Genomic DNA, 20314 nt, shown 5'->3' on the forward strand with positions numbered 1-20314 from the left:
GGCACCGCCCGGCCTCCCCCGTGTACGGGGGGGGCCGGGCGGTGCCGGTTCCCGGGCGGCGCGTTCGCGCTCTGCTCAGAGGCCGTTGACCCGGGCCATCCGTCCGACGACCAGGGGGGTGAAGTCGGCGGTGACCACGCGTGCCGTACGCCGGCCCACCCGCGAGTGCTGACGGCGCACCTGGGCCATCAGGCGGCGGCTGCGCAGGGCCATCTCCAGTTCGAAGCGGGTCCGCGGATCGCGCAGACCGGGTCCGAAGAGCTTCTCCAGCTGCCGCATGCGGTAGCGCACGGTCTGCGGGTGCACGCTCAGGGCCTTGGCCGCCTCGGGAGCTCCGCCGCCCTCCAGCCACGCGAGCAGGGTGACCTCCAGGCGCTCGCTCTGGCGCGGGGTCAGATCGGCGAGGGGGCGCAGCCAGCGGGCGGCCAGCGCGTGGGCCAGGGGCTCGTCCTGGAGCAGCAGGAGCGTGGAGAGGTGGTCGTCCACGAAGACGGCGCGGGCGTCGGGGCCGCCGCGGTTGGGGGTCAGGGTGAGCAGGCGCAGGGCCCAGCGCAGCGAGGAGGCGGTGTCGCGGAGGGGGACGGCGTGGCCGACGGCCGCGAACCGTCCGCGCAGCGGGGGTTCGAGGGCGGCCCGGGTGTCCGGGTCGGGGCTGGGGAGCAGCAGGCACGGCCGGCCGGCGAACATGCCGGGGAGGGCGTCGTCGAGGACGGCGGCCAGTTGCTGGGTCTCGCCGGGCGTGGCCAGCGCGATGGCCCGTACGGCCACCGGGAGGGGCCAGCCGGCGGCCTCGGACAGCTCGGCGAGGGAGGCGTGGGAGGCCACGCGGTCGTCGGTGAGGGCCTTGAAGAGGTCCTGGCGGGCCCGGTCGCGCGGGGCAGCGGGTTCCGGGCGGGCGCCGTGCGTCCCTTCATGGGGGCCCGCGTCGTCGTGCCGCCCGGGACCGTCGGGGCCGTCGGGGCCGTCCGGGCCGTCGTCGTCGGCGCCCCCGTGGCCGTGGCCCCTGGCGCCGTGCCCGTCACCGGTGCGGCCGCCGAACCCCGGTCCGCCCGGGCCGTGGCCCTCGTGACCGCCGCCGCCCAGGCTTCCGCTTCCGTGCCCGTGCTCGCGCACCTCCGAGAGTGCGGGGCCGCGGACGTCCCCGTGCCGGCCGCCGTGGACGGCGTCCGCCGCCGCGTCGTGCCGGTCCTCGACGTCCTCCCCCGTCTTCGTGCGGTCGCCGTCGTGCGCCACGTCCCGTACGGGCTCGTCGCGGTACCCGAGTGCGGCGAGAAGGGCCTCTTCCACCGCTTGTCGGAGAATTTCGTCATCGATGGCATCGTTGTCATCGACAAGTGTGGAAAATCCGGGAATTCCATGCAGAAGCTCCTCCACTATCTCCCCGGCCAGCGCGGGAAGTTCCCTGCGCAGGACGCGGGTCCACTCGCCCCGAGGGCGGGACCAGATGCGGTTCAGAAGTTCGCACATCGTTTCCTCGTTCTTGCCGGGGTGAGGCCTGTCCGGTGACGGAGTGACAGGCCCGCCAAGGTCGCCTGCCTCATCAACGACCTTGCCTGTAACGACAGTTGCAGCTACCACACGCCCTCCTGGACGGTTCCGGCCACCTTCGGTCCCGCGGGTTTGCCTTGATTTTGCCGTCGGGGACGCGTAGACGGCGACGGGTGCGGTGGCCTGTCACAACCTCCACTGGAGGGGAATCCTCCGGGCTCGTTCGGCGCACCGGAGACGGGGTGCGAGAAATTATCACGTTTCGATAAATCCTGTGGAGATGCTGCGCAGCTCCACGATGCTTCTGCACTCCGGCCCCGAGCCCTTCGGCCGACGTGGGAATTCCACAGCGCTGCCGGCCACCATCGACCACAACCACCGGGCGCCGAGCGCGAGGTGGAGTGCTCGGAGCCCAGGCGCACAGGAGAACTGGATGCCCCTGCCCCAGCCTCACATGCCCCGCTCCCACAGAGCCCGACGCGGGAGCCGCCGCGCGGCGGTGGCCCCGGCCGCGGGAAAACGGGCCGTCCGGCGGCCTCCGCTTCTGCCCGTCGCGGGGCGGCTGCGCACCAGCGTGGTCTGCGCCTCCCTCGCCGCTCTCGTCTCCCTGCTCGTGGCCGCGCGCGCGGGCGCGCTGACCCATCTGTGGGACTTCCTCGACTTCGGGTCGGGCGTGCTCTCGCTCGTCTCCCTCACCTCCACCGTCCTGTGGGGGCTGGTGGCCACCGACCGGGTGCTCCTGGAATCGGGACACCGGCTGCTCGCGCAGGGTGTGCACCGCGGCCTGGCCGTCGCGGGACTGGGCTTCCTCGCCCTGCACATATGGGTCAAGGTCGCCGAGGGGCACACGGCCGCGACGGCCGCGCTGGTGCCGTTCACCGACGCGAACCGGCCCGTCGTCATCGGCCTCGGCACCCTGGCCGGATATCTCTTCGTGAGCGTCGCCGTCTCCGGCGCCCTGCGTAGTGTGTTCGCCACCAATCGCCGCTCCATGTGGTGGCGGGCCCTGCACATCGGGGCGTACCCGGCGTGGGGAGCCTCCCTCGTGCACGGGCTCAAGGCGGGCCGCGCCGCCGACCTCTGGGTGACGGCGGCCTACGTGCTCGGCGTGGCCGGCGTCATGGGGCTGCTCGCCGTCCGGCTGCGCACCCGCAGGCGCGAGGCGTCCGCGGCGGTGAGCGCCCCGCAGTCCGCCACGGCCGCGCGCGGCGCCCGTATCCCGCGCCCCCGGGGCTCCTCCGTACGGAGCGCGTCCCTCGCGGGGCCGCTCGGCGGACGCCGGGGCGGACCGGTGGGCGCTCCCGAAGGCTCCGCCCGCCCGGCCGCGGCGACCGCGCCCGCCGCCCCCGTCGCACAGTTCGCCCAGAACACGCAGGACATGCAGGACACGCAGGCCCTGCAGGTGACCCAGCCCATGCAGGCCGTGCCGCCGCAGCCCCAACACCCGCCGTACGCGGCGGCCTACGCGCCCGGCCCGGCCGCGGACGTCGGCGCCGCCACGGGCTTCGGCCCGCTCGCCGGGCGGGAGGGACGGCGGTGAGCGAAGCGCCGCGCCCCGGCCTCGGCTGCGTGGGCACCCCCCGGCTGCTGACCGGACTCGACCGGTTCCCCCGGCTGGACCGCGACGCCCACGAGGCCGCGCACGGACCACTGCCCCGCTACCGCCCGGACGAACTCGTCGACCTCGCCGCCGACATCGACCTGCGGGGCCGCGGCGGGGCGGGCTTCCCCTTCGCCCGCAAACTGCGCGCGGTCAACCAGTCCGCCCGGGGACGCGACGGGTTGACCGCCGTCGTCGTCAACGGCAGCGAGGGCGAGCCCAGTTGTCTGAAGGACAAGGCCCTGCTGCTGCACGCCCCGCATCTGGTGCTCGACGGGGCCCTGCTGGCCGCCTCCGCGGTCGGCGCCGAGGACGTGGTGATCGCCGTGACCCGCCCCGACGTGGAGCGTTCGGTGCGCGACGCCGTCGCCGAACGGGGCCGGGGCGGGCGCCAGGTCCGCGTGGCGCTGCTGCCCGAACGGTTCGTGACCGGTGAGGGCACCGCGATGATCAACGGCCTCAACGGCGGCGCCACGCTGCCGTCCGGACAGCGGGTGCGCACCAGCGAGCGCGGCCTCGGCGGGGTGCCCACCCTGCTGTCGAACACCGAGACCTACGCCCAGCTCGCCGTCGCCGCGCGGCTCGGCGCCGCCGGCTACCGGTCGGCCGGGCTGCCGTCCGAGCCGGGCACCGTCCTGCTGACCGTCGCCGGCTCCACGGTCATCGAGGCCCCGACCGGCACCTCGCTGGCGTACGTCCTGGAGCTGTGCGGGATGCGCCCCGGGCAGGGCGTGCTCGTCGGCGGCTACCACGGCCGCTGGCTGGATCCCGGATCGGCCCTCGGGGCGGAGGTGTCCCGGCAGTCCCTCGCCGCCTTCGGAGCGGTACTGGGGGCGGGCGCGGTGCTGCCGCTGCCCGAGGACACCTGCCCGGCGGGCGAGGTGGCCCGGGTGACGCGCTGGATGGCGAACGAATCGGCGGGCCAGTGCGGGCCCTGCGTACGGGGCCTGCCCGCGCTGGCCGACGTACTGGAGGCGGCCGTCGCGGGCGGGGGGCGCAGCGCCCTCGAAGCGGTGGAGGCACGGATGCTCGGGGTGCGCAGACGCGGGGCGTGCAGCCACCCCGACGGCACCTCGCACTTCGTGGCCTCGGCCCTCGCCTCCTTCCCCGACGAGTTCCGCGACCACGCGCTCGGCAGCGGCTGTGGCCGGCGGGTCCTGGGGGCGCTGCCGCTGCCCGACGACGAGAGCCCCGAGCGGCTGGTGGTGGACTGGACGCTGTGCAAGGGGCACGGGCTGTGCGTGGACGTCCTGCCGGACGTCGTACGGCTCGACGCGGACGGCTACCCGGCGCAGGCCTCCATGCCGGTGCCGGAACGGCTGCGGCCCAAGGCCCTGCGCGCCGTCCGGCGCTGCCCGGCGCTCGCGCTGCGCATCCAGGAATGAGCCGCGCACGGCCCTTCCCCGCCCCCGAGTTCAATCTTGGCGCGATCTGACAAATTCCAGGGGATATTCGTTTCAGGGACTCCGGGCCCCGTATCAATTACTCAGGCATTGCGAACAGAACGCGGGTTCCAAACCGAAGGAGAGACCGTGAAGAGAATGCGCCGTGAAATACTCGCCGGTTCGGCGGTCGCGGTACTGCTGCTGACGGCCGGGTGCGGGCTCTCGGACAACAAGTCCTCCGCGAAGGGGGGTTCCGTGCAGCCGGTGGGCGACAGCAAGGCGCTGGACGCCTACGGATCGGGCTCGGGCTCCGGGTCGCTGCCGGGGTACGGCAGCGATACGGGGGCCGCGCCGGCCGGCGGGGCCGCGGCGGCCGGCAAGGGCGGGGCGGCCGGGGAACTGAAGGTACGGGAGGCCGCGGACCTGGGCTCGGTGGTCACGGACGCCGAGGGGTTCACCCTCTACCGGTTCGACAAGGACACGGCCAAGCCCCCCAAGTCGAACTGCGAGGGGGACTGCGCCAAGGCCTGGCCGGCGGTGTCGGCGGACGACACCTCGGCGGGGGCCGGGATCCAGGCGGGCCTGCTCGGTTCCGTGACCCGCGCCGACGGCACCAAGCAGCTGACGCTGGGCGGCTGGCCGGTGTACCGCTACGCGAAGGACACCAAGGCGGGCGACACCCTCGGCGAGGGCGTCGGCGGCACGTGGCACGCGCTGGGCCCCGACGGGAAGCCGTCCACCGCCTCCAAGGGCGCGGGCGGCGCGGGCATGAACATGGGCACGGGCAGCGGCATGGACATGGGTTCCGGGGCGGCGGCGCAGCCGCAGGTCTCGCTGTCGGTGCGGCAGAACGCGCAGCTCGGTCCGATCCTCTCCGACGCACAGGGGCGCACCCTCTACCGGTTCGACAAGGACAGTGCCTGGCCCATGAAGTTCGGCTGCCTCGACGCCTGCCTCGACACCTGGAAACCGGCCCCCGCGATCGACAAGACGAAGGTGAACGGAATTGCCGCCGAATTGGTCGGATCGGTGAAAAGGCCCGACGGATCGGAACAATTGACGATCGACTGCTGGCCGGTCTACACATTCACCGGCGACAAGGAGCCCGGTGACATCAACGGGCAGAACAAGCAGGGCCTCTGGTTCGCCGTGACCGACAAGGGCAAGAAGGCGAAGGCCGCCGGCTAGAGCGGTCCCCGCTCCCCGATCCCGTGGTGCCCGGCCCCCCTCCCCGTCGGGCACCACGACCCCCTTCCCGATCCGTCAGCGAGGTTGTCCCATGCCGTCCACCGACCGACCGACGGGCCGCCTCCTGACGGCCGTTGCCGTGATGTGCGCCTCGCTGCTGTGCGGCGGCTGTGGCGAGAGCCGGCCGCAGCACGGGGCCGACGCGGCGGGCTCCGTCCCCGCCGCCAAGGCGGCCCCCGCCTCCCCGGCCGCCCCCGGCACCTCCGTGGAGGAGATCGCCGGCGCGCTGGGCTGCACCGCCGAGATGAGCGTCGAGGCGGACGAACTGCGCCAGGGGGCCTGCGAGACGGCGCAGGGCGCCTACCGCGTGACCACCTTCACCGCCGATCAGGGCCTGCGGTCCTGGCTGGCGGAGACCCGGACGTACGGCGGCGTCTACCTGGTCGGCGACCGCTGGGTGGTCACCGGCCCGTCGGCACAGGCCCTGACCGCCCTCCACGACCGGCTGGGCGGCACCATCCAGACCGGCACCTCCCACGAGGGTCACTCCCCCTCGGCAGCCGACCCCTCGGCCTCCGATCCCTCAGCGGCCGGCCCCTCAGGGGCGGAGCACTCCCCCTCCGCCCACGGCCACTGACGGCCCGCCGCACCGGGGCCGACCCCGGTGCGGCGGAGTCGGGCCCGACCGCTGGGCCCAACCGCTGGTGCCCACCCGCTGGGCCCAGCCGCTCGGCCCAGCCGCTCGGCCCATCCCGTTCAGCCCAGCCGCCGGGCCTCGGCCCCGGTGACCGGCTCGCCCGCCCGTACCCCGTGCAGCACGTGCGCCAGCACCTCCGCGCCCCGTACCACGCGCGGGCCGGGCCGGTTGAAGTACGCGGGCCCGTCGAGCACCCAGACGTTGCCGGCGCGGACGGCCGGCAGCTCCGCCCAGCCGGGCAGGTCCGTGAGCAAGTGGCTCTCGCTCAGGGTGCGTTCAGGGGCGAAGCCACACGGCAGGACCAGCAGCACGTCGGGGCGGGCCGCCCGGACCGCGTCCCAGGTCATCGGCACGGTGTGTTCGCCGGAAGCGGCCAGCAGGGGTTCCCCGCCCGCGGCGGCGATCTGGTCCGGGACCCAGTGTCCGGCCGGCCAGAGCGGGTCGAGCCACTCCACGGTGACCACGCGCGGACGGGGCAGGCCAGCCGTCAGCCGCCCGACCTCGTCGAGCCGGGCGCGCAGCGCGTCCCGGCGCCGCTCCGCCCGCGCGCGCACGCCGAGCAGGTCGCCGACGGTGACCAGGCATTCCAGTACGTCGTCGAGGGTGCGCGGTTCCAGGCTCAGCACGCGGGAGTCCGCGTCGAGGAGGCGTACCGCGCGGGAGACCGCGGCGTAGGAGACGGCGCAGACGTCGCAGAGGTCCTGGGTGAGCACGACGTCGGGGGCGAGTGCGGCCAGCGCCCCGGTGTCGAGGGTGTAGAGGGAGGAGCCCGAGTGGGCGGCCCCGCCGACCGCGTCGGAGATCTCCCGGCTGCTGAGCTCCTCGGCCGTGAACTGCGCGCGGGTGACCACGGGTACGCCCTCCACCTCGCGCGGCGGCCAGTCGCACTCGTGGGTGCGGCCGACCAGGTCGGCGGTGAGGCCGAGCTCCGCGAGCATGTCGGTGGCGGCGGGCAGCAGGGAGACGATGCGCATGGCGCGACTGTAGCCCGGCCCCGGCCGAAGCCACGGCCGAGGGGGCGGGGCCCGGGGGCGAGGATTTCGAACGGGACGTCAAGGGGCGTGGCGCGTCGGCCAGTTGTCCGGAATTACGCTCATTCGTGAGGAGCACGAGGGCCGCCCTGAGGGATGATTCGCCCGGACGCCGCGTACTCCATCGTGAACGGGGAACCGCCCCTCCCTCCGAAAGGAACGGCTCTTCGTGCGCCTCAGCCCCCGTCCGCGCGTTCCGCGCTCCGTGCCCCTGCTCGCCGCCGCCGGCCTCCTCGCGACCGCCCTGCCCCTCCTGTCCGCGAACCCGGCGGCCGCCGCCCCGGCCGACGACTACCGCCCCCGGAAGCCCTCCTGGCAGCGGTGCGACGCCGGACAGCCCGCCACGTACGAGTGCGCGACCATCGAGGTCCCGCTCGACTACCGGCGGCCCGAGGGCCGGCGGATCGATCTCGCGATATCCCGCATCAAGAGCCAGAATCCCGCCAAACGGCACGGGGTGCTGCTGATGAACCCCGGCGGTCCCGGCGGGGCGGGCCTCGACCTGCCGCTGATGATGGAGGAGTCGATGCCGAAGGAGGTCAGGGAGCGGTACGACCTGATCGGCTTCGATCCGCGCGGGGCCGGCAGGAGCTCGCCGATCACCTGCGGACTCACCGACTCCGAACAGAGCATCGACCGTGCCTACCGGCCGGAGACCTACGCCGCCGACGTGGCCTGGGCGCGGACGGTGGCCGACAAGTGCCGGGAGAAGGCCGGCGACGTCCTCCCGTACATCACCACCCGCAACACCGCCCGCGACATGGACGCCATCCGCGCGGCGCTGGGCGAGCGCACGGTCTCCTACGTCGGCTACTCGTACGGGACCTACCTGGGCGCGGTGTACTCCCAGATGTTCCCGCAGCGGACCGACCGCTTCGTCCTCGACAGCGGGGTCGACCCCGAGCGCGTGTGGCGCGGCATGATCCAGGTGTGGGCCAGCGAGTCGGAGCCGGCGTTCCGGCGCTGGGCGCAGTGGACGGCGGAACGCGACGGCGAGTACCACCTGGGGACGACCGCGGACGCGGTGTCCAAGACCTTCTGGGACCTGGTGGCGCGCGCCGACCGCGATCCGATCGAGCTGGAGGGGCAGAAGCTGACGGGGGACCAGATCCGGTCGGCGCGGGGCCTGTTCTTCACCCCGGCGACGGCGGCTCCCCTGGTGAGCGCGCTCAAGGCGGCGGCCGAGGGCGGGCCGCGGCCGCCCGGCCCGGCCTCGGCGGAGCTGATGAAGGCCCTGCGTCCGGCCGAACCCTCCCCGGACACGGGCACCGCCGTCTTCTGGTCGGTGGTGTGCGGGGACACCGGCGCCTGGCCGCGCGATCCCGAGCAGTACCGCCGGGACGCGGTGAAGGACAAGCAGCGGTACCCGCTGTACGGGGACATGGCCTCCACCATCAAGCCGTGCGCGTTCTGGCAGCGTCCGCTGGAGGCCGTGACGCCGATGCGGACCCGGGCGAACGTCCTGACCGTGCAGAACGAGTGGGACCCGCAGACCCCGCTGGTCAGCGGGCAGGGCCTGCACCGCTCGCTGAAGGGGTCGCGGATGGTGCTGGCGCTGGGCGGCGAGGGGCACGGCGTGTACCTGGCCGATCCGGCGTCCTGTGCGAACGCACCGGTGAACGCGTACCTGGCCTCGGGCCAGCTGCCGGCCGGGGACGTGACCTGCCGGACCGCTCCGGCCCCGGCCGGGCGCGGGGCGGCGCCTCAGCCGCAGCGTCCGCTGCCGCTGCCCTTCCCGGCGGTGCCGCAGCGCTTCTGACCGGGCCGCGCCCGGCGCGGAGCCGCCCGCCCGCCCTACGGGCCGGCGATCCCGGACCCGCGTCCCTGGCGCGCGCCGACGGCCCCGGGGGCCGTGCCCTCGGGGCCGGGGCGGCTGCCGCGCAGCGGGGTCAGCAGCCCGGCCCCGAGGATCAGCAGGCACAGGGCCCCGGCGGCCAGGCTCACCGCCGGGACCCCGTACCGGCGGGCGAGCAGGGTCAGCACCGCCGCCCCGACCGGCCCGGCGGCGTTGTGCACCGTCCAGAACGCGGAGGTGACCCGGCCCAGCAGCGGTTCGGGGGTGATCTCCTGGCGCAGGGTCATGGAGCAGACCCCGCCGAGGGTGAGCCCGAACATGAAGACCACGGCCGCCCCGGCGACCACCGGCACGCTCCGGGCGACCCCGGTGACCGTGACGGCCACGGCGATCAGGGCGACGGAGCCCAGCCAGCAGGTGCCGAAGCCCAGGGCGCGGCGCAGCCGCCCGGCCGCGAAGGCCGCGGCGACGGCGCCGAGGCCGCTGACGGCGATCACGTAGCCGAGGGTGGCGGCGGACCGGTCGAGGTCGTGCAGGACCCGGAAGATCAGCAGGTCGGTGGCGCCCATGGTGACGAACGTGAGCAGGGTCAGCAGGACGGTCAGGGAGCGCAGCACGGGCTGGGCCCACAGGAAGCGGAACCCGGCGAGGAACCGCTCCCGGAAGCCGCCGCCGCCGGCCGGACGCGGTTCCCCGTCGCCGTGGCGGCCGAAGCGCACCCACCGCAGGGTGAGGGCCGAGACGGCGAAGGTGGCCCCGTCCACGGCGAGTGCCCAGCCTGCGTCGGCGCCGGTGGTGATCAGTCCTGCGGCCACCGGTCCGAGGAGGGTGCCGAAGGCGAAGGTGCTCATCAGGCGGCCGTTGGCGGCGGTCAGGTCGCGCGGCGGGACCAGGTCCGGGACGGCGGTCACGTAGGCCACGTCGAAGAGGGTCTTGAGGACGGCCACCGGCACGGTCAGGACGTAGAGCACCCAGATCCGCGGGGAGACCGCCCAGAGCAGGGGCAGGGCGCACAGCAGGACGGCCCTCAGCAGGTCACAGCCGATCATCAGGCGCCGCCGGTCGGTCCGGTCGACCACGGATCCGGCGAAGGTGCCGGTGAGGATCCCGGTGGCCCCGGAGACGGCGGTGAGCAGCCCGAGCTGGCCCACGTCCCCGGTGGCGTCGAAGACCAGCAGGGGCAGCGCGAGCAGGGAGACGGAGCCGCCGAGGACGGACAGGGCCTGGCCGAGCCAGAAGACGGTGAAGTCCCTGTTCCGGCTCAGCTTCACCGGCCCCCGGTCCGGATCCGGCCCGTGGTCGCCCCCGCTCACCCGAGCAGGGCGTAGACGGTGGAGGCCTTGGCGGCGGGTTCGTGGCCGCCGTCGGGGGTCAGGGTGATGTCGGCGAAGGCCATCCGCTTGCCGAGTTTGGTGATCCGTACGTCGATCAGCACGTCGGAGCCGGTGACGGGCCGCTGGAAGCTCGTCGACTGCTGGACGGTGGTCATCGGGCCGTACGCGCCGCGCGCGGCGCTGATCGCGATGACGGTGGCGGTGTCGGCGGCGGCCATCAGGGCCTGGCCGCTGAGTCCGCCGCCGTCCCGGGCCAGGGCCTCGGACCAGGGCAGCCGCAGGACGGCGTGCCGTTCGCCCGTCTCCTCGACGGTGAGGCCGAGGGCGAGGACCCAGGGGGCGAAGTTGTCGTGGAGGATCTTGTCTGCGTCTGCCGGTGTCAGCGTCACCCGGAGATTGTGGCGGCCGGGCCCGGACCGCCACAACTCCTTTGCCCCCGGGGGTGGATCAGAGGCGGGCGGCGAGCTCGGTGCCCTGGCGGATGGCCCGCTTGGCGTCGAGTTCGGCGGCCACGTCGGCCCCGCCGATCAGGTGCGCCTCGATCCCGGCGGCGCGCAGTGCCTCGTGGAGTTCGCGGCGCGGCTCCTGTCCGGTGCACAGGACGACGGTGTCGGCGGGGACCAGGTGGGGCTCGCCGTCGACGGTGATGTGCAGGCCCTCGTCGTCGATCCGCTCGTACGTCGCGCCGGCGACGGAGACCACCCCGCGGTGCTTGAGCTCCGCGCGGTGGATCCAGCCGGTGGTGGTGCCGAGGCCGGCGCCGACCTTGGTGGTCTTGCGCTGGAGGAGGGTCACTTGGCGCGGGGCCGCGGGCCGCTCGGGGGCGGTGAGTCCGCCGGGGCCGGCGTACGCGGTGTCGACGCCCCAGTGGCGGAAGTAGACGGCGGGGTCCTGGGAGGCGCCCTCGCCGCTGTCGGTGAGGAACTCGGCGACGTCGAAGCCGATGCCCCCGGCGCCGACGACGGCGACGCGTTCGCCGACGGGGACGCCGTCGCGCAGGACGTCCAGGTAGCTGACGACCCCGTCGCGCTCGACGCCCTCGATGGCGGGGGTGCGGGGGGTGACGCCGGTGGCGATGACCACCTCGTCGTAGCCGGTCAGGGTCCCGACGTCGGCGCGGGTGTTCAGGCGGACCTCGACTCCGCTCGCCGTCAGCTGCGTGCCGAAATAGCGGATGGTCTCCTCGAACTCCTCCTTGCCCGGGATGCGGCGGGCCACGTCGAGCTGGCCGCCGATGTGGCCGGAGGCCTCGAAGAGGGTGACGGCGTGGCCGCGTCCGGCGGCGGAGACGGCGCAGGCGAGTCCGGCCGGGCCGGCGCCGACGACGGCGACGCGCTTCTTCGTCCGGGTCGGGGACAGCACGAGTTCGGTCTCGTGGCAGGCACGCGGGTTGACCAGGCAGCTGGTGATCTTGCCGCTGAAGGTGTGGTCGAGGCAGGCCTGGTTGCAGCCGATGCAGGTGTTGATGGTCTCGGGGCTGCCGGCCGCGGCCTTGGCGACGAAGTCGGCGTCGGCGAGGAAGGGGCGGGCCAGCGAGACCAGGTCGGCGCGGCCGTCGGCGAGGATCTCCTCGGCGGTCTCGGGGGTGTTGATGCGGTTGCTGGTGACGAGGGGCACGGAGACCGCGCCCATCAGCCGCTTGGTGACCCAGGTGTAGGCGCCGCGCGGGACGGAGGTGGCGATGGTGGGGATGCGGGCCTCGTGCCAGCCGATGCCGGTGTTGATGATCGTGGCTCCGGCTGCCTCGATCTCCTTGGCGAGGTGGACGACCTCGTCGAGGGTGGAGCCGCCGGGGATCAGGTCGAGCATCGAGAGGCGGTAGATGACGATGAAGTCGTCGCCGACGGCGGCACGGGTGCGGCGGACGATCTCCAGCGGGAAGCGCACGCGGTTCTCGTAGGCGCCGCCCCAGCGGTCGGTGCGCTTGTTGGTGGCGGCGGCGATGAACTCGTTGACCAGGTAGCCCTCGGAGCCCATGATCTCGACGCCGTCGTAGCCGGCCAGCTTGGCGAGGCGGGCGGCACGGACGAAGTCCTCGACGGTGCGCTCGACCTCGATGTCCGTCAGCTCGTTCGGTACGAAGGGGCTGATGGGGGCCTGGATGGCGCTGGGGGCGACCAGGTCCTTGTGGTAGGCGTAGCGGCCGAAGTGGAGGATCTGCATCGCGATCTTCCCGCCCTCGGCGTGCACGGCCTCGGTGATCACCCGGTGCTCGGCGGCCTCCTCCTCGGTGGTGAGGCGGGAGCCGCCCTCGAAGGGGCGGCCGGCGTCGTTGGGGGCGATGCCGCCGGTGACGATCAGACCGGCGCCGCCGCGGGCGCGCTCGGCGTAGAAGGCCGCCAGGCGCTCGAAGCCGCCCGCGTGCTCTTCGAGGCCCGTGTGCATCGAGCCCATGATCACGCGGTTCGGCAGGGTGGTGAACCCGAGGTCGAGCGGGCTCAGCAGGTGCGGGTACGGGCTCATGGGTGGGCGTCTCCTCGCGCGGGGGTGATGAACCTGTTCTAGCGAGGAGGGACGGGTTTTGCAACTAGGTGCATAACCGAGGAGGAGCCCGCGCGGCCGCCGCCTCCGCCGGGAGCCCGCAACCCCGGGCCCGCACCCCCACCCCCTGTGGCGCAGTTCACGGACGGCCCCGGCACGGGTAGCGTCTGCCGGATGATCGATCGGCACTCGGTGACGGTGAACGGGATACGCCTGTCGTACGAGGTCTCCGGCCCTCCCGACGGCGACCCGCTGCTCCTGCTGCCCGCACTCGGCGAACGCGCCGGCGACTGGGCCCCCGTACGGGAGGCCCTCGACCGGGAGCGCCGGGTGTACGCCGTGGACCTGCGCGGGCACGGCCACAGCGACCGGCCCGGCGCGTACTCCCTGGAACTCATGCGGGACGACGTCATCGGCCTCCTCGACGCCCTCGGCCTGGACCGGGTGGACCTCGTCGGCCACTCCATGGGCGGGGTCGTGGCCCACCTCGTCGCGCAGGCGCGGCCCTGGCGGGTGGTCCGGCTGGTCCTGGAGGACGCCCCCGCGCCGCTGCCCCGGGAGGCCCGCCCGCCGGTCCGCCCCGAGGGGGAGCTGCCCTACGACTGGGAGATGGTGCTCGCGGTACGGGCCCAGCTCGACCGGCCGGACCCCGCCTGGCTGGCGGGCCTGGGGCGGATCACGGCCCCGACCCTGGTGGTGGCGGGCGGCCCGACGAGCCACGTGCCGCGGGAGCACATCGGCGAACTGGTCCGCCGCATCCCCGACGCCCGCCTGCGCACCCTCCCGGTGGGCCACCTGGTCCACACCGCGGCGCCGCGTGCATTCGCCTCGGTGGTCACGGAGTTCCTCGGGGAGCTCCCGGACGCCGAAACGGCCCGGCGGTGGCTGGCCGAGGACGGGATCACCCAGACCGGCGAGGAGACCTGGTACGACGCCGACCCCCCGGCCGCCACGCTGACCCGCGTTGACGTCGCGGAGGGCCTCGGCTGCATGGCGTTCACCGACGGGGCGCTCGACGCCGCCGGCCGGCTACGCGTGGCCATGGGGCTGATGGAGGTGCTCGGCGACCACATCCTGGTGATCGGGCAGATCCACCTGGCCCACACCGGCGCCGACGGCCCGCTTCCCGCGGAGGCGCTGTGGGGCGGCTACCGGCGGCGGCTGGAGGCCGCCCCGGAGTGCGAGGCCCTCCTCGCCTCCCTCTGGTACACCTGGTTCGAGGACCACACGACCTCGGCGGAGGCCTTCACCGAGGTCCTCGGCGCGGACCGCGAGCGGCTGGTGCCCGGGGCGCCGGAGCCGCTGCTGCGCCGGGCCCGCCGGGTCCTGGAGAACTCCGGCCCGGTCCCGTGGGGTGCCAAGGCCCCCACCCTCCGGGCCGCCGCCGGCGTCCCCGGGCTGCGGCACGCGGTCTTCCGCGCCCTCCTGCTCGGCTACCACGACGTCTACGGGGGCCTCGACCCGGCCGAGGCCCTCGTCCTCCTCGACCGGCTGGACCTCCCGGCCGGCACCCCGCACGCGGCGCCGCTGCGCACCGTACTGGCCGCCGGACACCGCAACCACCGCCAGGACCCGGAGGTCTGGAAGGCCGCCACGGGGACCGCCGCGGGCACCGGCGCGGGCGCTACAGGTCGATCGAGCGGAACTCCTCCAGCACCGTGAAGCCGGCGCTGTCGTACAGCCGCATCGCGACCTCGTTGCCGCCGAAGACGTTGAGCATCATCGCCTCGTCGCCGCCCTGCCGGGTGGCCCACTCGCCGACGGCCATCGCGGCCCGGCCGTAACCCCGGCCGCGGTGCTCCTCGTGGACCTCCAGCGAGAAGCCGAAGGTCACGCCCGGCAGGAAACCGTGGTTCACCCAGCCGGTGCCGATCACCTGCCCCTCGGCCTCCATCGCGTAGAAGGCCTGATCAGGGGTCCGGTACCCCTGCGGGAGGTAGCGGGCGAAGTCCTCGTCGGACTTCGCCTTCGCCTGTTCCGGGCTCAGCGCGCCGGACCGGACGATGTCCGCGACGTACGCGGCCTGCTCCTTGGCCAACCAGCCCGGGTACTCCTCCTCGGTGAGCCGGCGGACCGTCAGGCCCGCCGGCAGCTGCGGCCGCTCGGCCGCGGCGCGGATCATGTTCCGCCCCCGCAGGGGGTAGTCAGCGAAGGCTCCCGGGCCGCCCGTGAGGCGCACCTCCACCCGCTCCGCGCCGCGCTCGGCGCACCACCGCTCGGCCCACGGCCGCCCCCGCACCGCCGTCAGGTCGTGGATCCGGCCGAAGGCGGCCCCCGTTCCCCCGCCGTCCCCGTCCCCGTCCCCGTCGCCGCCGGCCAGCTCGACCGCGATCCAGCCGGTGCCGTCCGTGGCCACGGTCCAGTCCTCGATCCCCCGCACCGCCCGCTCCCGCAGGGCCCCGGCCAGTGGCTCCGAGCATCCTGCGGCCCGGTAGGCGGCCAGCACCCGGGCCTCGAAATCGGCACGCCACACGTCCCGGTCAGGGACGATCTCTATCCCGTTCATGCGGACACCCTACTCACGGGGGCGGCACAGGCGGACCGTGACGATCTGGAACGGGCGCAGGGTGAGGACGGTGGTCCCGTCGGCGGCCGGTGCGGCCACCGCCGTGCCGTCCAGGGGGCGTTCGAGGAGGTCGCTCTCGACCGCCGCCGTGATCGGGAAGGCCGGTGTGAGGGCGGCGGTGGCGCGGCCGCCCCGGGATTCGTAGAGGCGGACGATCACGTCGCCGCTGCGGTCCTCGGCCAGCTTGACCGCCTCGACGACCACCGCGTCCTCGTCCACCGCGATCAACGGGGCGACCGGGCCCGCGCCGGGGACCACCCGCTCCGGCAGGTTCAGCGCGTGCCCCTCGCGCACCGCGTCCTCGATCCGCGCGCCCGGCGCCAGCGAGAAGCGCAGGGTGTGGACGCCCTGATCGGTCTCCGGGTCCGGATAGCGCGGGGCCCGCAGGAGGGAGAGGCGGACCGTGGTCGTCTGCCCGCCGTCCGGCCGCACGTCGCGCGTCACGTCATGGCCGTACGTGGAGTCGTTGAGGACGGCGGCGCCCCATCCCGGCTCCGCCACGTGGATCCACCGGTGCGCGCAGATCTCGAACTTGGCCGCCTCCCAGGAGGTGTTGGTGTGGGTGGCCCGGTACACGTGCCCGAACTGGGTCTCGGAGGCGTACCGTTCGGCCTTCACGTCCAGCGGGAAGGCGGCCTTCAGGAACTTCTCCGTCTCGTGCCAGTCCACCTCCGTCACCATGTCCACCGTCCTGGCCCCGGCCCGCAGGGTGATCGACTGGACCACCGACGAACGGCCGAAGGACCGGCCGACGCGGATCGTCACCGCGTCCGGTCCGGTCTCCACCAGCGGCGGCGCGTCCACCTCCACGAGGTCGGTGACGTTGTTGCGGTAGAAGGCGTCGATGTCCCACGCGTCCCACATGTTCGGGAAGTCGGGGTGGATCTGGAGCAGGTTCGCGGCCCGTCCCGGGGCCACCGTCTCGCGGTCCGCCTCCAGGTCGTACGCGGACACGATCAGTCCGCGGCCGTCGATCCCGACCAGCAGCCGCCCGTTGTCCAGGACGTGCCCGCCACCGGGCCGCTCCCGCACGGCGACCGGCCGCCCGGGCGCCACCGGCACGCCCGCGCCGCCCGCCGGGACGCCGCGCCGGGTGTGCGGGGCGCAGTTGAAGACCAGCTCGGCGGTGCCGTCCCCGGCCAGGGCCAGCTGCGCGGCCAGGACGATCGCGCGCAGTTCCTCGCGCACCTGCGCGTACGTCGCGCGCGCCTCCCGGTGCACCCAGGCGATGGAGGAGCCGGGCAGGATGTCGTGGAACTGGTGGAGCAGGACGGTCTTCCAGAGGCGTTCCAGGTCCTCGTACGGGTAGCCGAAGCCGGGCACCCGCACGGCGGCCGTGGCCGCCCACAGCTCGGCCTCGCGCAGCAGGGATTCGCTGTGCCGGTTGCCCTGCTTGGTCTTGGCCTGGGAGGTGTACGTGCCTCGGTGCAGCTCCAGGTACAGCTCGCCGGCCCAGACCGGCGCGTCCGCGTACTCGGCGTGGGCCTTCTCGAAGAAGGCGTCGGGGCGTTCGATCTCCACGCGCGGGGAGCCTTCGAGGTCGCGCTGGCGGCGGGCCCGGGCCAGGTGCTCGCGGGTGGGGCCGCCGCCGCCGTCGCCCCAGCCGAAGGGGGCGAGCGAGCGCGAACCCCGGCCCTTCTCGCGGTAGTTGCGGGCGGCGTGCGCGAGCTGGGCGCCGCCGAGGTCGCTGTTGTAGGTGTCGACGGGCGGGAAGTGGGTGAAGACGCGGGTGCCGTCGATGCCCTCCCACCAGAAGGTGTGGTGGGGGAAGGCGTTGACCTGCGACCAGGAGATCTTCTGGGTCAGGAACCAGCGGGAGCCGGAGAGTTTGACGATCTGCGGCAGGGCGGCGGTGTAGCCGAAGGAGTCGGGCAGCCAGACGTTGCGCGTCTCGATGCCGAACTCGTCGAGGAAGAACTTCTTGCCGTAGAGGAACTGGCGGGCCATCGCCTCGCCGCCGACCATGTTGGTGTCGGACTCCACCCACATGCCGCCGACCGGTACGAACTGCCCGTCCGCGATCTTCTTCTTGACCCGTTCGAAGAGCTCGGGCCGATGGGTCTTGATCCAGTCGAGCTGCTGGGCCTGCGACATGGCGAAGACGAACTCGGGGTGCTCGTCCATCAGGGCGACCATGTTGGACGCGGTCCGCGACACCTTGCGCACCGTTTCGCGCAGCGGCCACAGCCAGGCCGAGTCGATGTGGGCGTGGCCGACCGCGCTGATCCGGTGCGCGGAGGCGTTCGCGGGGGCGGCGAGCACCGCGGTGAGGCGGGAGCGGGCGGCGGCGGCCGTGCCGGGGACGTCGTCGAGGTCCACCGCGTCCAGTGCGGAGTCGACGGCCCGCAGGATCGCGTAACGGCGGGCGTCGGACCCGTCGAGCTGGGTCATCAGGTCGTACAGGACTTCGAGGTCCTGGACGAGTTCCCACACCTCGGTCTCGAAGACGGCGAGGTCCATCCGGGCGATCCGGTACAGGGGCCGCTCGCCGCTGGTGAGCCGGTCGCCCTCGTACGTGGGGGCGTGGTCGACGAGGACCGGGTTGGAGGCGGCCTCGACGTACCACTCGACGCGTTCGCCGCCGGCCGCAGCGTCGGCCACCCGCACCCAGTCGTTGTAGGGGTTGAGCGCCTTGACCTCGCTCCCGTCGGCGCGGTGGACCAGCCCCTCGCACTGGAAGCCCGGCATCATGCGGTCGAAGCCGAGGTCGAGGACGGCCTCGACCGTACGGCCCGCCCAGTCGGCCGGTACGGAGCCGGTGACCCTGAACCAGGTGGTGCCCCAGGCCGGGCCCCAGGCGTCGCCCGCCTCGCAGGGCCGGTAGGGGGCGGCCAGGGCCTCGGCGACGGGGACGGGCTCGCCCGGGGCCTCCCAGCGCTCGACGGTCAGCGGGACCGGGCGGGTGCGGACGGCGGGCTTGACGCGTTCGTGCAGGACCCGGCGGAGGCGGTGTTCGGTGATGTTGCGGTCGTCGTGCATGACGGCGGCTCCCGTGGACGGAGGGTCGGACGGCGCGGACGGCGCGGACGGCGCGGACGGGCAAAAACGGCGCGGACGGCAAAAACGGCGCGGTCAGATCTTGACCGCTCCCTCGCCCACCCCCTTGAAGAAGAAACGCTGGAGGGCGAAGAAGAGCAGCACCATCGGCAGGAACGCGGCCATCGCCCCGGCCGCGATGATCCTCTGGTCGCTGGTGGTCGTGGCACCGGCGAGGGTCTTCAGGCCGAGCTGGAGGGTGTAGTGCTCGCTGTCGGTGAGGACCAGCAGCGGCCAGAGGAAGTCGTCCCAGGCGCCCATGAAGCTGGTGAGGCAGACGACGGCGAGGGCCCCCTTGGCCGCCGGGAGGAAGACCCGGGTGAAGCGGGCCCACTCGCCCGCCCCGTCCAGGACCGCGGCTTCCTCGATCTCCCTGGGGACGGCCAGGAAGGCCGCGCGCATGATCATGATGTTGAGGACCGAGACCGCTCCGGGCAGCCAGACCCCGATCAGGGTGTCGACCAGGCCCATCTCGCGGACCGTGAGGAACATCGAGATCATCACGGACTCGAAGGGGAACATCAGGGTGGCCACGAGGAGGGTGAAGACCGTCCTGCGGCCCTTCCACCCGGCCCGCGAGAGGGCGTAGCCGCCCATCGCCGCGAAGAGCATGTTCGAGGTGACCGCGAGGAGCGCCACCGTGAGGGTGTTGCCCACGTACTGCAGCAGCGGGAAGGACTCGGCGACGCGGAGGTAGTTGTCGAGGGTGGGCCGGGAGGGCAGCACTCCGTCGTAGACGTTCTCGGTGCGGCCCCGGAGCGAGGTCAGGAACTGCCAGACGATCGGCCCGAGGACGACCCCGAGCATCAGCAGCAGCGTGGCGTACCGGGCGGCGAGCCCGAGCAGCCGGCGCCGGCGGGCCTCCCGGGAGGGGGCGGGCGCGCTCACTCCTCGTCCCCCTTCGACAGGCGGCGTCCCAGCAGGCTGAAGACCAGGGTCAGCAGGAACAGCAGGATCGAGAGGGCGCAGGCGTAGCCGGTCTCCCCGGAGAAGCCGAGACCGACCTGCCGGATGAGGAACGGCAGGGTGCGGGAGCCGCCGCCGGGGCCGCCGCTCTCGCCGCCCAGGATGTAGATCTCGGTGAAGACGCGCAGGGCCGAGATGGCGGAGAGGGTGCCGACCAGCAGCATCATCGGCTTCACCTGCGGGACGGTGATGCTGAAGAAGCGGCGTACGGGACCGGCACCGTCGAGGGCGGCCGCCTCGTGGAGCGCTTCGGGGACGTTCCCCAGGGCGGCCAGGTAGAACACCATGTAGTAGCCGAGGCCCTTCCACACGGTCACGATCATCGCGGAGACCAGCAGCATGGTGCTGTCGGTGAGGAAGGGGACCGGTCCGGAGATCACGCCGATCCGCTCGAAGACCGTGTTGACCAGCCCGTCGCTGCGCAGCACCCACTGCCAGATCAGGCCGACGACGACGGCCGAGGCGATCACCGGGGTGTAGAAGGCGGAGCGGAAGAAGCCGATGCCGGGGACCTCGGTGCGGACGAGGACCGCGAGGGCCAGCGGCAGCAGGACCAGGCAGGGCACGACGACGGCCAGGTAGAGCACGCTGTTGCCGGTGGCCATCCAGAAGTCGGGGTCGGCGAGGGCGCGGGCGTAGTTGTCGAAGCCGACGAAGGAGCCGCCGCGCAGGATCTGCGCGTCGGTGAAGGAGAGGACGACAGTGTTGACGAAGGGCCAGAGGCTGAACAGGACCACCATCAGCAGC

The 20314-nt window shown here is 73.7% G+C and carries 15 protein-coding genes; 6 read left to right on the forward strand and 9 right to left on the reverse strand.

Annotation, left to right across the window (positions count from 1 at the left end; translation table 11 throughout):
- Positions 1–75: 75 nt before the first annotated feature.
- On the reverse strand, positions 76–1287 hold the full coding sequence (locus SLAV_RS42235; RefSeq protein WP_234333336.1) for a PucR family transcriptional regulator: 1212 nt from the start codon (positions 1285–1287) through the stop codon (positions 76–78).
- 634 nt (positions 1288–1921) lie between these two features.
- On the opposite strand from SLAV_RS42235, the gene SLAV_RS41765 reads away from it, so the two are divergent.
- The 4 genes from SLAV_RS41765 (at position 1922) to SLAV_RS40925 (ending at position 6298) form a co-directional block, all read left to right on the forward strand.
- The gene (locus SLAV_RS41765) at positions 1922–3028 is read left to right on the forward strand and encodes a hypothetical protein (RefSeq protein ID WP_158740422.1); all 1107 of its coding nucleotides are present in this window, start codon (positions 1922–1924) and stop codon (positions 3026–3028) included.
- Positions 3025–4473: an NADH-quinone oxidoreductase subunit NuoF family protein gene (locus SLAV_RS06665; RefSeq protein WP_030224392.1), complete on the forward strand. Its 1449-nt coding sequence runs from the start codon at positions 3025–3027 to the stop codon at positions 4471–4473. Before SLAV_RS41765 ends, SLAV_RS06665 begins: the two co-directional genes overlap by 4 nt.
- A gap of 156 nt (positions 4474–4629) precedes the next feature.
- Positions 4630–5661: an SCO0930 family lipoprotein gene (locus SLAV_RS06670; RefSeq protein ID WP_030224401.1), complete on the forward strand. Its 1032-nt coding sequence runs from the start codon at positions 4630–4632 to the stop codon at positions 5659–5661.
- A gap of 91 nt (positions 5662–5752) precedes the next feature.
- Positions 5753–6298, forward strand: a complete 546-nt coding sequence (locus tag SLAV_RS40925) for a hypothetical protein (RefSeq protein WP_051840091.1) — start codon at positions 5753–5755, stop codon at positions 6296–6298.
- Positions 6299–6417: 119 nt separating this feature from the next.
- On the opposite strand, the gene SLAV_RS06680 is transcribed toward SLAV_RS40925, so the two are convergent.
- Positions 6418–7332: a cobalamin-binding protein gene (locus SLAV_RS06680; RefSeq protein ID WP_030224405.1), complete on the reverse strand. Its 915-nt coding sequence runs from the start codon at positions 7330–7332 to the stop codon at positions 6418–6420.
- 226 nt (positions 7333–7558) lie between these two features.
- On the opposite strand from SLAV_RS06680, the gene SLAV_RS06685 reads away from it, so the two are divergent.
- Positions 7559–9148, forward strand: coding sequence for an alpha/beta hydrolase (locus SLAV_RS06685; RefSeq protein ID WP_234333338.1), 1590 nt, complete (start codon positions 7559–7561; stop codon positions 9146–9148).
- Positions 9149–9183: 35 nt separating this feature from the next.
- On the opposite strand, the gene SLAV_RS06690 is transcribed toward SLAV_RS06685, so the two are convergent.
- Genes SLAV_RS06690 through SLAV_RS43075 form a run of 3 tightly spaced genes read right to left on the reverse strand, consistent with a single transcriptional unit; the run spans position 9184 to position 12981 of the window.
- Entirely contained in the window at positions 9184–10497 is a 1314-nt protein-coding gene (locus tag SLAV_RS06690) for an MFS transporter (RefSeq protein WP_199922102.1), read from the reverse strand.
- Positions 10494–10907, reverse strand: a complete 414-nt coding sequence (locus tag SLAV_RS06695) for a PaaI family thioesterase (protein WP_030224413.1) — start codon at positions 10905–10907, stop codon at positions 10494–10496. Before SLAV_RS06695 ends, SLAV_RS06690 begins: the two co-directional genes overlap by 4 nt.
- A 58-nt stretch (positions 10908–10965) precedes the next feature.
- Positions 10966–12981, reverse strand: a complete 2016-nt coding sequence (locus SLAV_RS43075) for an NADPH-dependent 2,4-dienoyl-CoA reductase (RefSeq protein ID WP_030224414.1) — start codon at positions 12979–12981, stop codon at positions 10966–10968.
- 192 nt (positions 12982–13173) lie between these two features.
- Between SLAV_RS43075 and SLAV_RS43360 the strand changes: the two genes are divergently transcribed.
- Positions 13174–14661, forward strand: coding sequence for an alpha/beta fold hydrolase (locus SLAV_RS43360; protein WP_078950060.1), 1488 nt, complete (start codon positions 13174–13176; stop codon positions 14659–14661).
- Here SLAV_RS43360 and SLAV_RS06710 read toward each other — a convergent pair.
- From SLAV_RS06710 to SLAV_RS06725, 4 genes are all read right to left on the reverse strand, one after another.
- Positions 14624–15505: a GNAT family N-acetyltransferase gene (locus tag SLAV_RS06710; protein WP_030224420.1), complete on the reverse strand. Its 882-nt coding sequence runs from the start codon at positions 15503–15505 to the stop codon at positions 14624–14626. The two genes, SLAV_RS43360 and SLAV_RS06710, sit on opposite strands and share 38 nt — an antisense overlap.
- 9 nt (positions 15506–15514) lie before the next feature.
- The gene (locus tag SLAV_RS06715; protein ID WP_030224422.1) at positions 15515–18544 is read right to left on the reverse strand and encodes an alpha-mannosidase; all 3030 of its coding nucleotides are present in this window, start codon (positions 18542–18544) and stop codon (positions 15515–15517) included.
- 93 nt (positions 18545–18637) lie between these two features.
- Positions 18638–19489: a carbohydrate ABC transporter permease gene (locus SLAV_RS06720; RefSeq protein WP_030224424.1), complete on the reverse strand. Its 852-nt coding sequence runs from the start codon at positions 19487–19489 to the stop codon at positions 18638–18640.
- The gene (locus tag SLAV_RS06725) at positions 19486–20307 is read right to left on the reverse strand and encodes a carbohydrate ABC transporter permease (protein ID WP_234333351.1); all 822 of its coding nucleotides are present in this window, start codon (positions 20305–20307) and stop codon (positions 19486–19488) included. The genes SLAV_RS06720 and SLAV_RS06725 overlap by 4 nt, the downstream gene beginning before the upstream one ends.
- Between the last annotated feature and the right edge of the window lie 7 nt (positions 20308–20314).

It is taken from the genome of Streptomyces lavendulae subsp. lavendulae (assembly GCF_002803845.1).
GTDB lineage: Bacteria > Actinomycetota > Actinomycetes > Streptomycetales > Streptomycetaceae > Streptomyces > Streptomyces lavendulae.